The sequence below is a fragment of the Micromonospora palomenae genome, assembly GCF_007829925.1.
Taxonomy (GTDB): domain Bacteria; phylum Actinomycetota; class Actinomycetes; order Mycobacteriales; family Micromonosporaceae; genus Micromonospora; species Micromonospora purpureochromogenes.
On record NZ_VIXA01000001.1, the window covers coordinates 2,275,357 to 2,290,604 of the forward strand.

Consider the following 15,248-nt stretch of genomic DNA (forward strand, 5'->3'; position numbering starts at 1 on the left):
TGAGGGGGCTCGTCGGGGCGGCCTGGCGACGCTTTCTTGGAAAGTGCGCAGGTGGGGGTGTGGGTGCGGCGGCGGTCCGGCGCGGGGGTGACGCGGTGGCTACCGTGTACTCGGGAGACGGCGGAGGGGACGTGGCGATGCGGGCACCAGCGGACCGGGAACTCGACCGGGCACTCGGCGGGCGGCTGTGGCGGATGACAGGGCTGGCCGCGGTGGCCGGCCTGGCCTGGGCGGCGCGGGACGTGCCGGCGGCGCTGGGTGGGCGGCTGACCGGGGCCCGGGCGGAACGGGCCGCCCGCTCCCCCCAGTTCCGCGACGGCACCTTCCACAACCGGGCCGCCACCCGGACGATGACCACCGGTGACCCGGGTCGGAACCTGGTCTGGGAGCTGATCTTCGGCAAGCAACGCCGGCGCCCCAGCGCCCCGGTCCCGCTGCTGCCCCCGACGCCCCCGCCCTCGACCGACGTCGAGCGCGAACTCAACATCGTCTGGTACGGCCACGCCTCCGCGATGATCGAGATCGAGGGGCGCAAGGTCCTGGTCGACCCGGTGTGGAGCGACCGCTGCTCCCCGTCCGCCGCGGTCGGGCCGAGGCGACTGCACCAGCCCCCGGTGCGCCTGGCCGACCTACCCCCGGTCGACGCCATCCTGATCTCCCACGACCACTACGACCACCTCGACATGGCCACCGTGCAGGAGCTGACCCGGCGGCAGTCCGCGCCGTTCCTGGTGCCGCTGGGCGTCGGCGCCCACCTCGACCGGTGGGGCGTGCCGGCGGAGCGGATCGTCGAGCTGGACTGGTCGGAGCGGCACCGGGTAAGTGGGCTCGACATCATCGCCACCGCCGCCCAGCACTTCTCCGGCCGGGGGCTGCGTCGCGACGGCACCCTCTGGAGCTCCTGGGTAATCGCCGGCGCGCACCGCAGGGTCTTCTACACCGGCGACTCCGGCTACTTCGACGGGTACGCCGAGATCGGCGCGGAGCACGGGCCGTTCGACGTGACCCTGATGCAGATCGGCGCGTACGACCGGGCGTGGCCGGCCATCCACATGTTCCCCGAGGAGGCCGTCTCGGCCCACCTCGACCTGCGCGGCGGGCTCTTCCTCCCGGTGCACTGGGCGACGTTCAACCTCGCCCTGCACGACTGGTCCGAGCCGGTGGACCGGCTCTGGGCCGAGGCCAAGGCGCGCGACGTGCGGCTGGCGGTACCCCGCCCCGGCGAGCGGGTGGTGGTCGACGACCCGCCGCCGGTGGACGGCTGGTGGCAGGCGGTCGCCTGACGTACCCGCCGCCGGTGCCGGCCGGCCGTCCGTCACTTGCGCCGAGCGGTCAGAGGACGAAGGCGTCGGTCCAGAGGGCGCCGGAGCGGCCGGAGAGGGCGCCCAGCATGGCGACGGCCTGGCTGTCGGTGAGCTGGGCGACGAAGTCGACGATGGCCCGGCCCCGGGCCCGGCCGATCCGGTCCGCCGTACGCGGGTGCAGCTCCGCCTCGGCGAGCTCGACCAGGTCGTGCAGCCGGCGCGGCAGCCGGGACTCCTCCTCCGGGTCGAGCAGCCACTCCCACAGCGCCTCGACCAGGGTGCCCAGCAGCCGGGCCTGACCCCGCTGGTGCAGGGCCAGGTCGGGGCGGGCCAGCACGAACCGGTGGTGGACGAACTTGAGCACCTGCACCTCGTGCCACTGGGCCGGGGCGAGCAGCACGTGACCGGAGCGCACCGACGGCCGGCGGACCACGGTGATCGCGTCCACGAAGCGGGTGGTCCAGCGGGCGGAGAAGCGGGCCACGTACTGCTCGGCCTCGATCGAGCCGTCGAAGGGCATCGCCAGCAGGCCCTCGACCAGTTCCTGGCGGACGTGCTCGACGGCGGCGGCGAACGCGTCGTCGGCGGCGATCCAGCCGTCCTTACGGTGCAGCTGGCGGCGCAGCCGCTCGATCGCCGAGCCGGGCCGACGGGCCGCGCCGGTCAGCGCCGCGTCGGTGACCGCGCGCAGGTGACCGCCCTCCCGCTGCCAGGCCATCAGCTCGGCGGCCACCGCCCCCTGCTGGAGCACCCCCACCCGGTAGAAGTCCTCCACGTCGTGGATCGCGTACGCGATGTCGTCGGCGGTGTCCATCACCGAGGCCTCGACGGTCTGCTGCCAGTCGGCGATCCGGCCGGCGAACGGCGCCCGGGCCTGCCGCAGGTCGGCCAGCTCGGTCCGGTACGCGCCGAACTTCGCCGACCCGCTCTCCGGGTCGTCGGGCGGGACGGCCGCGCCCCGGGGCGCCGGGGTGAGGTGCCGCGGGTGCGGGTCCGGATGGTCCAGCCGGGTCCACGGGTACTTCAGCAGGGCCGCGCGGACCGCGGCGGTGAGGTCGAGCCCGGTGGTGGCCGCCCCCCGGATCTCGGTGCTGGTGACGATCCGGTACGACTGCGCGTTGCCCTCGAAGCCGTCCGGCAGGCCGAGCCGCTGCCGGGCCAGCCGGTCCAGCACCCGCTCCCCCAGGTGCCCGAACGGCGGGTGGCCGAGGTCGTGGGCGAGCGCCGCGGCCTCGACCACGTCCGGGTCGAGGCCGCCGAGCTCGTCGAGGAGCCGACGGTGCGCCGGGTCGGCGGTGAGCCGCTCGGCGATCGCCCGGGCCACCTGGGCGACCTTGAGGCTGTGGGTGAGCCGGTTGTGCACCAGCAGACCGGACCCACCCGGGCTGATCACCTGGGTGACGCCGTTGAGCCGGGCGAAGAACGGCGAGCCGACGATCCGGTCCCGATCGGCCCGGAACGGGCTGGCGGCCAGGTCGCCGAGCGCCCGGGCGCTGCCGCCGAAGAGCCGGCGGGCCCGCGGATCCGCTGGTTGTTCCATGATCGCAACGCTAGCGCAGGCGCGTTCGGCGGGTGTGGCGAGCGCCGTCGGGGGCGGGCGGCAGAATGCAGCACGGAACCCACAGCGAAGGCGGATCAAGATCGTGACCCAGTCAGTTCATCAGCGGATCGCCGACGAGCTCGGCGTCGCGGAGCGTCAGGTGCGGGCGGCCGTGGAGCTGCTCGACGGCGGCGCCACCGTGCCGTTCATCGCCCGCTACCGCAAGGAGGCCACCGGCCTGCTCGACGACGCGCAGCTGCGCACCCTCGAGGAACGGCTGCGGTACCTGCGTGAGCTGGACGAGCGGCGGGCCGCCGTGCTGGAGTCGATCCGCGGCCAGGGCAAGCTCGACGAGGCCCTGGAAGCGCAGATCATGGCGGCCGACTCGAAGTCCCGGCTGGAGGACATCTACCTGCCGTACAAGCCCAAGCGGCGGACCAAGGCGCAGATCGCCCGCGAGGCCGGGCTGGAGCCGCTCGCCGACACCCTGCTCGCCGACCCGTCGCAGGACCCGCGCGAGACCGCGGCCGGCTTCGTCGACGCCGACCGGGGCGTGGCCGACGCCGCCGCCGCGCTGGAGGGTGCCCGGGCCATCCTGATCGAGCGCTTCGGCGAGGACGCCGACCTGATCGGCACCCTGCGCGAGCAGATGTGGTCGCGGGGCCGGCTGGTCTCCCGGGTACGCGACGGCCAGGAGGCCGCCGGCGCCAAGTTCGCCGACTACTTCGACTTCGCCGAGCCGTACACCAAGCTGCCCTCGCACCGGATCCTGGCGATGTTCCGGGGCGAGAAGGAGGGCGTGCTCGACCTGACGATGGACCCGGAGGCCGAGGGCGACAGCGACGCCGTGGTCACCAGCCCGACCCGGTACGAGGCGGCCATCGCCGGCCGGTTCGGGATCAGCGACCAGGGGCGGGCCGCCGACAAGTGGCTCGCCGACACGGTGCGCTGGGCCTGGCGTACCCGGATCCTCATCCACCTCGGCGCGGACCTGAGGATGCGGCTGTGGCAGGCGGCGGAGGAGGAGGCCGTCCGGGTCTTCGCCACCAACCTGCGCGACCTGCTGCTCGCCGCGCCCGCCGGCACCCGCGCGACGATGGGCCTGGACCCGGGCCTGCGCACCGGCGTCAAGGTCGCGGTGGTCGACGCCACCGGCAAGGTGGTCGCCACCGACACCATCTACCCGCACGAGCCGCGCCGGCAGTGGGACGCCTCGGTCGAGACCCTGGCGAAGCTCGCCGGGGCGCACGGCGTCGAGCTGGTCGCCATCGGCAACGGCACCGCCAGCCGGGAGACCGACAAGCTCGCCGGTGACCTGATCAAGCGGTACCCGCAGCTCAACCTCACCAAGGTGGTGGTCTCCGAGGCCGGCGCGTCGGTCTACTCCGCCTCCGCGTACGCCTCGCAGGAGCTGCCCGGGCTGGACGTGTCGCTGCGCGGCGCGGTCTCCATCGCCCGCCGCCTCCAGGACCCGCTCGCCGAGTTGGTCAAGATCGACCCGCGCTCGATCGGCGTCGGGCAGTACCAGCACGACCTGTCCGAGGTGAAGCTCTCCCGCTCGCTGGACGCGGTGGTCGAGGACTGCGTCAACGCGGTCGGGGTGGACGTCAACACCGCCTCCGCGCCGCTGCTGACCCGGGTCTCCGGCATCGGCGCCGGCTTGGCGGAGAACATCGTGCTGCACCGCGACGCCAACGGCCCGTTCCGGTCCCGCACTGAGCTGAAGAAGGTGCCCCGGCTCGGCCCGAAGGCGTTCGAGCAGTGCGCCGGCTTCCTGCGCATCCCGGGCGGCGACGACCCGCTGGACTCCTCCAGCGTGCACCCGGAGGCGTACCCGGTGGTGCGGCGGATCCTCGCCAGCACCGGGCAGGACCTGCGCTCGCTGATCGGGAAGTCGGCGATCCTGCGCGGGCTGCGGGCCACCGACTTCGTCGACGAGACGTTCGGCCTGCCCACCGTCACCGACATCCTCGCCGAGCTGGAGAAGCCGGGCCGCGACCCGCGGCCGGAGTTCCGCACCGCCACCTTCGCCGAGGGGGTGGAGAAGATCAGCGATCTGACCCCGGGGATGCTGCTGGAGGGCGTGGTCACCAACGTCGCGGCGTTCGGCGCGTTCGTCGACGTCGGCGTCCACCAGGACGGCCTGGTGCACGTGTCGGCGATGTCCCACACCTTCGTCAAGGACCCCCGGGACGTGGTCAAGTCCGGCGACGTGGTCCGGGTGAGGGTGCTCGACGTGGACGTGCCCCGCAAGCGCATCTCGCTCACCCTGCGGCTGGACGAGGACCCGACCGGCCGCCCCTCGGCCCCCGCCGAGGGCGGGCGCCGGGAGCGGGGCGGGGCGCGCGGCGACCAGGGCGGACGGACCGGCTCCGACGCCCGCGGCCAGCGCGGCGGCGCCGAGGCACGCGCCGGCGCCGACGGGCGCGGCGGTGGTGACCGGCGCGGCGGCGCTGACGGGCGTGGCGGGCAGCGCGGTGAGCGCGGCGGGTCGCGGGGCGGACCGCAGCAGCGGCAGGGCCGTGGCGGCTCCGCGCCGGCCCCGGTGAACGACGCGATGGCCGAGGCGCTGCGCCGGGCCGGCCTGGCCTGACGCTCGACGGCACGGCGTGGTCGCCCTCAGCGGAGACCACGCCGTGCCGGCCTGCGGCCGCACGACCCGGCAAGGCCGAAACCCGGCCGACCCCGCATGCCCCGACGACCTCGCATGCCCGGACGGCCCCGCGAGCCCTGACGACCGGGCGGGGCCGGAGCGGCGTGGTGGGCGTACCGTCGCGGCATGGATGCGGACGACGGCCTCCAGTGGCGGGAGCGGCAGCGGCGGGCGGTGCGGGCGCACGCGGAGGCCGCCGATCGGCAGCGGGCGGCCGAGCACGCGGAGGCCGCGGAACTGGTCGCCTGGTTCGCCGCCGAGGCGACCCGGCGGGGCCTGCGCACCACGCCGCTGGTCGCCCGCGGGCACGACGGTCGCGGTCGCTACCGGACCCGACTGACCGGCTGGTACGTCGACCGGGCCGGGACCCGGGCGGTGGACACGGCGGGCCGGTTCCACCTGCTCAGCGTGCCGCCCAGCCTGCGCGGCCGGCTCTTCGGCGTCGACCCCGAGCCCGACCCGGCGCCGCTGGTGCTCGGCCGGGGCGGCCGGGACGGCGAGTCGATCCCGCTGCGGACGCTGCTCACCCGCCGACTGGAGGCTGGGGACGACTGGCGGTGACCCGGCCGGCGCGCCGGCCCACCCGCCACCACCACAGCTGCTGCACGGCGAGGGTGGCCAGCCCGGCGAGCACGATCGCACAGATATTGATCACCAGCTGGAGCGCCGACCCGGCCGCCTCGTGCCACACCCCGTACGCGGCGGCGACGGCCACGTTCGCGGCGGCCGGCACGGTGGTGACCGAGATCAGCACGCCGACCAGCGAGCCGGACTTCTTCGAGGTGAGCGAGAGCATCCCGGCGATCCCGGCGAGGATGCCGACGACCCAGGAGAGCGCGTCGGGCCGCCAGATGAAGTCGGTCAACGGCCGCTCGGCGAGCAGCATCTCCCGGTTGACCAGGTCGACGGCGGTGAGCGCCCAGGTGCTCAGCACGGTGGCCACCATGGCGGCCAGGAAGCCCACCGTCAGCGCCTGCACCGAGCGGACGATGGTGCGGGGCTTGCGGCGCAGCAGCGCGACGCAGAGTGCGGCGAGGGGGCCGAACTCGGGGCCGACCACCATCGCGCCGACGATCAGGATCGGCTGGTCCAGCAGCACGCCCACCCCGGCGATCATCGTGGCGACGATGATCAGCGCCAGGTACGTCCCGGTCAGCTCGGTCTGCTCGCCGGTCTTGGCGGCGATCTCGTCCCAGACGACCGCGTCCTCGCCGTGACCGGGGGCGTCCCGGGCGGCCTGCTTCGCCGCCCGGGACAGGGTCAGCTCGACGTCGTCGGCGGAGATCCCGCCGTGCGCCTCGACCCCCAGCTCCTGCAACTGGTGCAGCACCCGGTCGGCGCTCTCCCGGACCACGTCGCAGAGGACCAGGTCGCCGGCGGGCTGCCGGGCCGCGCCGGGGATCACGGCCAGGTGCACCACCCCCGGGTTGTCGGCGAGCAGGTCCGCCACCTGGGACGACCGGTCGGCCGGCGCGATGATCCTCAAGTGCAGCAAGAATCGCTCCCCTCGAGGCACCAACCGCCGGGCGCGGCCCGGAGAACCCTACCGCCCGCGCCCGGGACCCGTCGCCACGGCGCACCTTCGGGATGTCAGCCCTCACGGTTCCACGCCGGACGGACACCGGTTCGGCGGCGCTCGCCCCGCACGGGAGCGGCGGACGGCCGAACTCCGACGAGACGGCGACACGGCGCAAGACTGCGGAAACCGGACGAACGTGCGTTTGTGGGATATAACCCCTAACGGCAACGCTCACCGGATTTCTAGCGCAGGACGGGACAATGACCCAGACACGAAGCAGGCCGAATGCCCCACCATGGGCATCCTTCCGGGGCGACATCGAGGGACTGCGCGCCCTGGCGGTCCTGCTGGTACTGGTCGGCCACGCCGGAAGCCAGTTCATCCCCGGCGGCTTCGTCGGCGTGGACGTCTTCTTCGTGATCTCAGGCTTCCTGATCACCGGCCTGCTCGTCGAGGAACTCGACCGCACCGGACGGATCTCGCTGGTGGGCTTCTACGCCCGACGCGCGAAGCGGCTGCTGCCGGCCGCCGGCCTGGTGCTCGTGGTCACCCTGCTGCTGACGTACCTGTTCCTGCCGAAGGTGCGCTTCTCCAACACCGCGTGGGACGTGGTGAGCAGCGCGCTGTACGTGATGAACTGGCGGCTCGCCGAGCAGTCGGTGGACTACATGTTCGTCGACCAGGCACCCAGCGTCCTGCAGCACTACTGGTCGCTCAGCGTCGAGGAGCAGTTCTACCTGATCTGGCCGCTGCTGCTGCTCGGGTTGGCCGTCCTCGGTGGCCGGCGACGGCTACGCCGCGGCGTGCTGATGGTCGGGTTCGCCGTGGTGGCCCTGCCGTCCTTCGCCTGGTCGGTATTCCTGACGTCGACCGATCGGGCCCCGGCGTACTTCGTGACCACCACCCGGATCTGGGAGCTCGCCCTGGGCGGCGCGGTGGCCATCGTCGGTGCCCGACTGCACCGCACCCCACGTGCGCTGGCCGTCGTGCTCGCCTGGTCCGGGTTGGTCACCGTGGTCGCCTCGGCCTTCCTGCTGGACTCCGCGTCGGCCTTCCCCGGGTACGTCGCCTTGCTGCCCACCGCCGGCACAGCGGTGGTGATCGCCTTCGCGGTGGCCGCCGGGCGGGCCGGGCCGGCCGGGCTGCTCAGCCTGCCGCCGATGCGCGGCGTCGGTGCGCTGTCGTATTCGCTCTACCTGTGGCACTGGCCGCTGCTGATCGTCGCCGACTACCGGTTCGGCGAGCTGAGCGCGTCCGCGCGCCTGGCGGTGGTCGCGCTCTCCGCGGTGCCGGCGGTCCTCACCTACCACTTCGTCGAGAACCCCATCCGCCGATCGCAGACGTTGCACTGGCAGCCGGCGCAGGCGCTGGGCATCGGCGCCCTCTGCACGGGCACGGCGGTGATGGCCGGCCTGCTCTTCCAGCTGACCGTCTGGTCGCCGGCCCGACCGTCCCTGTCCACGTCCGCAGTGCCGCCACTGGGCGGCAGCAGCGCGTCGGCGGGCGCCCTCGCCCCGGCCGGGCCACCGGGAGCCGCCGTCCTGCGCAAGTCGCCCAGAGGGGACCAGGCCGGGAGGCCGGTCGACCGGGTCGACTCGATCACCCCCGACCCGCTGGTCGCCGCGAAGGACGTCCCGGCGACGACCCGCACCAACTGTCACGTCCAACAGAACAGCAGCGAGCCACTGACCTGTGTGTACGGGGTCAAGGATGCCTCCTACACCGTCGTGCTCGCCGGCGACTCGCATGCCGCGCAGTGGCTGCCGGCGCTGGAGGCGGTCGCGGTACAGCGGAAGTGGCGGGTGGTGACCCACACCAAGTCCTCGTGCCCGTTCCTGGCGATGGAGGTGGCGCTGGACGGCCGGCCGTACACCAGTTGCACCGAGTGGAACCAGCGGGTCCGCGGCCATCTGCGCGCCGACCCGCCCGACCTGCTGCTGGTGGGCAACTCCCATTACCTGACGGTGCGCGACGGCGAGCTGGTGACCCGGGATGCGCACGACATCCTGGCCACCGGGCTACGGAACACGTGGCGGGAGATGACCACGATCGGGGTGCGGGTGGTGGTGCTCCGGGACACGCCGTACCACCGCCGAGACCCGGTCGAGTGCGTCTCCGCCAACCCGGACCGGCTCACTCGGTGCGCGCCGCAACGTGACGAGGTGCTGGCTGCCGGGGGTGGCAGCGCGCAGGAGCGGGCCGCCGAGGGACAGCCGGGAATCCACCTGGTCAATCTCAACGACGCGATCTGTCCCACCGACCGCTGCGCGCCGGTCATCGGCGGCGTACTCGTCTATCGGGACACCAACCATCTCACCGCCACCTACGCCCGGACGCTCGCGCCCCGGCTCGACAGCGCCCTGGCCACCGTACGGACGGGCGGAAGCTGAAGCGTCACACCCCCGGCCCACGCCACCACGTGGCCCGGGGGCGACCACTCCTTCAGATCTGCCGTTACGACCACCCGGGCCAGCTCACACGGTCGGGACGAAGCTGGCTCGGTGATGGTCGTGCCCCTCCCCACCTCCGCGAGCGCGGTGGCCGGCGGCGAGTGGCGTCGGGGCGTACCGTCGCGGTCGTGGGTGAGCAGGACGGCGCGGACTGGCGGGAGCGGCAGCGGCGCGCGGCGGCCGCGCACGCGGCGGCCGACGAGCGCCGGCAGGCGACCGAGCATGCGGCGGCCGCGGAACTGGTGGCCTGGTTCGCCGCCGAGGCGACCCGACGGGGTCTGCGCCCGGACCGAATCACGGCGACGGCGTACGACGGCCGCAGCCGTTACCGCACCCGGCTCAGCGGCTGGTACGTCAACCGGGCGCGGACCGAGGCCGTCGACGCCCGAGGACAGCGTCGCAGCGGATGAGGTCGCCGGCGGAGCTGCCGGGCAGCACCGGGTATGACCGCCGGGTGGAGCCAGCCGGGGTCGTCGCCGAGCATGCCGCCACGGCGGTGGCGCGGTCACCCGGCACGATGATCCTCAAGTGCAGCGCCGTCGGGCTCCCTGCGGTCGGACGTGTGCCTGTCACTGGCCGCAGCACTGTACCGACTCCAGTCAGGAGCGCAGCACGTCCACTGCGGTTCCACGGATCTACGGCACGAGCTCCGGCGTCGGCCGGCCAGCGGCCGTCTCCTGCCAGAGCGTCATCAGCGAGCCGGTCAAGGTGTGTCGCGGGGCCCAGTTCAACACACGGGCGCTGCGCCCGATGTCGGCGCACATCCAGGGAACGGCGGCCGACCGACCGGCGTCGGGCGCCAACGAGCCGTCGCCTACCTCCCCCGTGAAGCCCGCGACCTCGGCCAGCCGGCCGATCGCCTCCCGGGTGGCCACCGCCCGCCCGCTGCCGACATTGAAGATCCGCTCGGCGAGCGGCCCGCTGCGGATCGCGGCCAGCACCGCGTCCGCCACGTCCCGCACGTCGACGAAGTCCCGGTAAGTGCTGAGCAGGCCGAGTGACACCCGCTCCTCCCCCCGGGCCAGCGCCGTCCTGATCAGCGTCGCCGCTCGGCCGAGCACGTTGCCGGCCGGCATGCCCGGACCGACCGGGTTGAACACCCGCAGGACCACCGTGTCCACCCGGGCCGACTCCCCGGCGAGCTGCGCCAGCCGGGTGGCGGTGAGATGGCTCAGTCCGTACTCGCCCACCGGGCTGGCGGGATGGTCCTCCGTCACGGCGCTCCCGTGCGGTACGGCGCCGTACTCCGCCGCGGAACCGATCCGGACCAGCCGGGCCTGGGGCGCACCGGCAGCCACCGCCTCGATCAGTTTGGCGGTGGTGGCCACGTGCGCCTGCACGAAGTCGTACCCGGAGCCGCTGATCCGACCCGCTGCGGTCACCACCGCGTCCGGTTTCTCCCGGCGGAGCAGGGCGACCAGCGCCGACAGTTCGATGCCGACCAGGTCGCACTCCCATCGATCCGGCGCCAGGACCATGGAATGCGACGCGAGCGCACCGTGGATGTGCCGGCCCAGGAAGCCGCCGGCGCCGAAGAGCAGTACCCGGCTCATCGAGCGCCGGGACGGACGGACTCTCCGGCGGGCCGCAGCAAGCCGGGGTCGGGCTCCGCGTTGCCGGTGAACTCGTGCCAGGTGGCGGCGCCCGGCGCCGAGATGCCGTCCCGCCTGAGCACCACCCGCACCGTCGCGGCGAGGATCCGCACGTCCAACCAGAACGATCGCCGGTCGACGTACTCGACGTCGTACTCGAACTTGTGCTGCCAGTCGAGGGCGTTGCGGCCGCGCACCTGGGCGAGCCCGGTGATGCCGGGTCGCACCTCGTGCCGCCGCGCCTGTCGCGGGCTGTACAGGGTGAGGTAGCGGACGAGATGGGGCCGCGGCCCGACGATGCTCATCTCACCGCGGAGCACGTTCCAGAACTCGGGAAGCTCGTCCAGGCTGGTGGCACGCAACCACCGACCCAGCGGGTTGAGCCGGTCGGCGTCCGACACCAGTCCGCGCGCCGGGTCGACGGGGTGCATGGTGCGGAACTTGACCAGCTCGAACAGCCTGCCGTCGCGACCGGGCCGGGTGTGCCGGAACAGCACCGGACGGCCCAGGACGAGCAGGATCGCGCCGGCCACGACGGCCATCACCGGCGCGGCGAGGATCAGCACGACGATCGCACCGACGATGTCGATCAACCGCTTCCAGCGGTCGTACGGCCGCCCCGCCAAGGCGCCGGAACGGGCCTGGTCGGCGGCGGCAGGGGGGTGAGCCAGGGCGCGCCCCACCGGTTCTTCGAGAATGCCTTTAGCCATACAACAGTCCTATCAGCATGAAAAGCCATGAAAGGCCCCAAAGCGGAACAAAATGGCCCTTCATGTCTCGGCGCTCCCCGCGCTCTCCGACCGTCCCGGTGGCCGGCCGAGCGCGCGGTCATCCGCCTCCGTGCGGGGGTCGGCCCACCGCCGGGTCCTGGCGGCCAGGCGCGGAGGACGACATGCCCGCAGCGGCCGGGAGCAGCCGCTCGGCGTGGACCCCGGCGCCGCCGGGCCGGTGCGGCACCGCGCTCGTCCGCTGCGCCGCAGCGCCCTTGGGGATGATCAGGAGCAGCGCGGCGAGCACCAGCAGGCGGCACCCGGTACGTCCGGCGAAGGTGGCGGCGCCGACCCAGATGACGTCGAAGAGCCCCACGGTGAGGACGATCCCGGTCACGTACGCCAGCACCGTCCGGGGCGTCATCAGCGGCACCGACGTGATCCGTCGGGCGAGCCGGTCGAGGTACTGGATAGCCAGACCGGCCGCCGGGATCATCAGCGCCAGACCGCCGACGCCAAAGTTGAACAGCCACTCGCCGAAGAAGAGCGCCGCGTCGGACTGGTTGGTTCCGACCATGTCGGGAGACAGGAACGGCACCAACTCGGCGCCGAGTCCCAGCGGCTTGTCCGGCCAGACGGCCCTCGGCACCAGGAAGACGGCCGCGGCGTAGAACGTCCCGCCCCACGCCCGCGGCAGCAGACCGAGGTCGTTCATGCTGAGGAGCTGAGCGAAGTCACGCAACGGCCACACCACCGAGTAGAGGCCGTCGATGTCCCGATTGGCGTTGTCCACCACCGACTCGACCGGGGCCGCGGCGCGGATCCGCGCCAGCACCAGGACCGCGATCGGCGTCAGGGCGAGGATCGCGACCTTGACGTGCCGTCCGCGACCGCTCCGGTCGATCAGGACGGCTGCCAGGGCAAGACCGAGCGAACCCACGACGATCCGACCGAAACCGTCGAAGAGAAAGGTGCAGTAGACGGCGAAGCCGGCGACCGGCACGAGGCCGTACACCAGCGGCGGCTTGTGCAGCGGGGTACGCAGCAATCCGACGCTCAACAGCACGACACCGACGAATCCCGCCGCGTTGATGAGGATGTGCTTGTCCTGCTCCGGCAGCGACAGCTGAAGGAGGACCGCCAGGGTCAGCAGGGTCAGACCCCACCGGACGGCCCATCGGGAGACGGCCGGGTCCACCCGCAGGGCCGGGCTCGTGGCCGGCCTGGCGGACGGCGCGCTCCAGAACAGCATCCAGGTCAGGACGTGGACGAAGTAGCAGAGGGTCACCGCGCGGAAGAGCGGAAGCTCCGGTGACGTGTCCCGGACAGCGTGGTAGGCGGCGGCGAAGCCGACGAACAGCGCGAAGCCGAGGTTGTAGGTGCCGACGACAGTGATCCTCGGCCCGCCATCCCGCCAGAAGACCCAGATCCCGAAGAACAGGGCGAGGACGGCGAAGACCATGGTGCCGTGGTAACGCCGATCCTCGATCGCGGTCAGGGAGTCGAGGACGAGCGGAACGCACCCCAGGCAGAGCCAGCCCAGACCGGCCAGCACCTGCGCGTACCGCCGCTCGGCGAACCGAGTTCGCGCCTCGGGCTCGACCGACCCGACCGGGCCGCCCCCGGGTGCTCCGACGAGGGGCCGCCCTCGCGGCTCGAGTGGACGCGGTTCATCCGGCCGGCGATCCCCCATGACGACTACCTCCTGAGCGCTGCGCAACTGCCGGCCGGAGCGGATGCACAGGTGAGCGCACCGACGAGCGAGCAACGGCCTTCCGGTCGCGACCGGAGAACCGGCGCGGTCGCGACCAGCTCGGGTGCGACGTCGGCGAGGAGTCACCTCCGACCGGGCCGGAACACCGGGCTCAACGGGAGCGTCGCGGGTTGGTTACGGCCGTCACCACCCGGGAGGCGCCCCGCCGGTGACGGTACGCGGGCCGTCGTCACCGGGTGCACCGCTCGTCGTTGACCAGGCAGGCCGCCGGAACGACGCGGCGGTCTGCCGACTGCGCGTCCGACCTGAGGTCACGACGGCGGCGATCTCGTGACGCGACCGGCGGTCGGGCCAGCGCCAGCGGTCAGGTCGACCAGAGGTCGCGGCCGACGACGGGACCCCGATCCGGGTGGCCCGAACTCCGGGTCGGCGGCCCGTGCGTCGCCTCCGACGTTCAGCCGCTCCGCGCCGCCTCCTGCCGCACCTGCGCGTCGTTTCCGAGGCCCGGTCGTCGGGCGGGTCGCACTCGGGCCGGCCGCCGGGGGCGGGACCCGCCGGACGCCGCCGATGATTCGGGGCGCAGGTCCCGTCTTACGTCGAAAAACCTATTTTGTCGCTTTAAGGGGATAGAGTCCGATTCTGGGCTAACGTCAGCCTTTGGCGAGACCGCCCCGACCCGGCTCCGGCCGGAGGTCGAAGACGAAAGGACAAAGGGTGACGCCTTCGCTAGCGAACGGACGATTCTTGATCACCGGCGGGACCGGCTCATTCGGTCAGACGATGGTCGACCGGCTGCTGTCCACCGGGGCGGCAGAGGTCCGCGTACTCAGCCGGGACGAGTCCAAGCAGGACGCCATGCGGCTCCGGCTCCGGGACGACCGCGTCCGGTACTACGTGGGTGACGTGCGCGACCTCGACACCGTGTCGAAGGCGAGCCGCGGGGTCCAGTTCGTGTTTCACGCCGCGGCGCTGAAGCAGGTCCCCTCCTGCGAGTTCTTCCCGCTCGAAGCCGTCCGGACGAACATCCTGGGCAGCGCGAACGTCGCGGACGCGGCGGTGCAGAACGGCGTCGAGGCTGTGGTATTCCTGAGCACCGACAAGGCGGTCTACCCCGTGAACGCCATGGGCATGAGCAAGGGCCTGATGGAGAAGGTCGCCCAGGCGCACACGCGGAACAACCCCGGTGCCCGCACCCGCATCTGCATCGTCCGGTACGGCAACGTCATGTGTTCGCGGGGCTCCGTCATTCCGCTCTTTCTCGACCAGATCGGCAACGGCGTGCCGTTGACGGTCACCGATCCGGAAATGACGCGCTTCCTGATGTCACTGCCGGAGTCCGTGGAACTCGTCGAGCACGCGTTCCAGCACGGGCGCAGCGGCGACATCTTCATCAAGAAGGCCCGCGCCTGCACGATCGGCGACCTCGCCACCGCCATGTGCAACCTGTTCGAGGTCCCCGCCAAGATCGAGGTGCTGGGTATCCGGCACGGCGAGAAACTGCACGAGACGCTGGCCAGTCAGGAGGAGTTGGCCAGGGCGGAAGACCTCGGGCAGTTCCTCCGCGTGCCGGTGGACAGTCGGGACCTCAACTACTCGCTGTACTTCGAGGAGGGAGACCCCCGCCGGCACCACCCGTGGGACTACACCTCGCACAACGCCGAGCGCCTCGACGTCACTGACGTCATGAGGTTGCTGGACACGCTCCCGGAGGTGCGTGCCCGGCTGACCGAGGTCATGGACCTCGCTGGCGCGGGAAGGGCCTGACG

General features: G+C 72.9%; 10 protein-coding genes and 1 pseudogene. 6 read left to right on the forward strand and 5 right to left on the reverse strand.

The window, feature by feature from the left end; translation table 11 throughout:
• Positions 1-137 precede the first annotated feature (137 nt).
• Positions 138-1,283, forward strand: coding sequence for an MBL fold metallo-hydrolase (locus FHX75_RS10300; RefSeq protein WP_154938417.1), 1,146 nt, complete (start codon positions 138-140; stop codon positions 1,281-1,283).
• 49 nt (positions 1,284-1,332) lie between these two features.
• Here the strand turns inward: FHX75_RS10300 and FHX75_RS10305 are convergent, their stop codons facing one another.
• The gene (locus tag FHX75_RS10305) at positions 1,333-2,844 is read right to left on the reverse strand and encodes a deoxyguanosinetriphosphate triphosphohydrolase family protein (RefSeq protein ID WP_154938419.1); all 1,512 of its coding nucleotides are present in this window, start codon (positions 2,842-2,844) and stop codon (positions 1,333-1,335) included.
• A 103-nt stretch (positions 2,845-2,947) separates the two neighbouring features.
• Here FHX75_RS10305 and FHX75_RS10310 point away from each other — a divergent pair, with 103 nt between their 5' ends.
• Both FHX75_RS10310 and FHX75_RS10315 read left to right on the forward strand, forming a co-directional pair.
• On the forward strand, positions 2,948-5,437 hold the full coding sequence (locus tag FHX75_RS10310; RefSeq protein WP_246157822.1) for a Tex family protein: 2,490 nt from the start codon (positions 2,948-2,950) through the stop codon (positions 5,435-5,437).
• A gap of 186 nt (positions 5,438-5,623) precedes the next feature.
• A complete protein-coding gene (locus tag FHX75_RS10315) occupies positions 5,624-6,058 on the forward strand; it encodes a hypothetical protein (RefSeq protein WP_154938421.1) in 435 nt (144 codons plus the stop codon).
• On the opposite strand, the gene FHX75_RS10320 is transcribed toward FHX75_RS10315, so the two are convergent.
• Positions 6,021-6,992 carry a DUF389 domain-containing protein gene (locus FHX75_RS10320; protein ID WP_154938423.1) on the reverse strand — a complete coding sequence of 324 codons (972 nt, stop codon included), beginning with the start codon at positions 6,990-6,992 and terminating at the stop codon, positions 6,021-6,023. The two genes, FHX75_RS10315 and FHX75_RS10320, sit on opposite strands and share 38 nt — an antisense overlap.
• Positions 6,993-7,276: 284 nt before the next feature.
• Between FHX75_RS10320 and FHX75_RS10325 the strand changes: the two genes are divergently transcribed.
• Together FHX75_RS10325 and FHX75_RS10330 are read left to right on the forward strand one after the other, a co-directional pair.
• Positions 7,277-9,406 (forward strand): acyltransferase family protein, encoded by a 2,130-nt coding sequence (locus FHX75_RS10325; protein ID WP_154938425.1) that lies wholly within the window; start codon positions 7,277-7,279, stop codon positions 9,404-9,406.
• Positions 9,407-9,594: 188 nt separating this feature from the next.
• Positions 9,595-9,861, forward strand: a pseudogene (locus FHX75_RS10330) (hypothetical protein); the annotation flags it as partial.
• 240 nt (positions 9,862-10,101) lie between these two features.
• Here the strand turns inward: FHX75_RS10330 and FHX75_RS10335 are convergent.
• From FHX75_RS10335 to FHX75_RS10345, 3 genes are all read right to left on the reverse strand, one after another.
• Positions 10,102-11,019 carry an NAD-dependent epimerase/dehydratase family protein gene (locus FHX75_RS10335; protein ID WP_154938429.1) on the reverse strand — a complete coding sequence of 306 codons (918 nt, stop codon included), beginning with the start codon at positions 11,017-11,019 and terminating at the stop codon, positions 10,102-10,104.
• The gene (locus FHX75_RS10340; protein WP_154938431.1) at positions 11,016-11,768 is read right to left on the reverse strand and encodes a sugar transferase; all 753 of its coding nucleotides are present in this window, start codon (positions 11,766-11,768) and stop codon (positions 11,016-11,018) included. The genes FHX75_RS10335 and FHX75_RS10340 overlap by 4 nt, the downstream gene beginning before the upstream one ends.
• A gap of 118 nt (positions 11,769-11,886) precedes the next feature.
• Positions 11,887-13,323, reverse strand: a complete 1,437-nt coding sequence (locus FHX75_RS10345) for a hypothetical protein (protein WP_154938433.1) — start codon at positions 13,321-13,323, stop codon at positions 11,887-11,889.
• Between the two features lie 873 nt (positions 13,324-14,196).
• On the opposite strand from FHX75_RS10345, the gene FHX75_RS10350 reads away from it, so the two are divergent.
• Positions 14,197-15,246 carry a polysaccharide biosynthesis protein gene (locus FHX75_RS10350; protein ID WP_154938435.1) on the forward strand — a complete coding sequence of 350 codons (1,050 nt, stop codon included), beginning with the start codon at positions 14,197-14,199 and terminating at the stop codon, positions 15,244-15,246.
• Positions 15,247-15,248 lie beyond the last annotated feature (2 nt).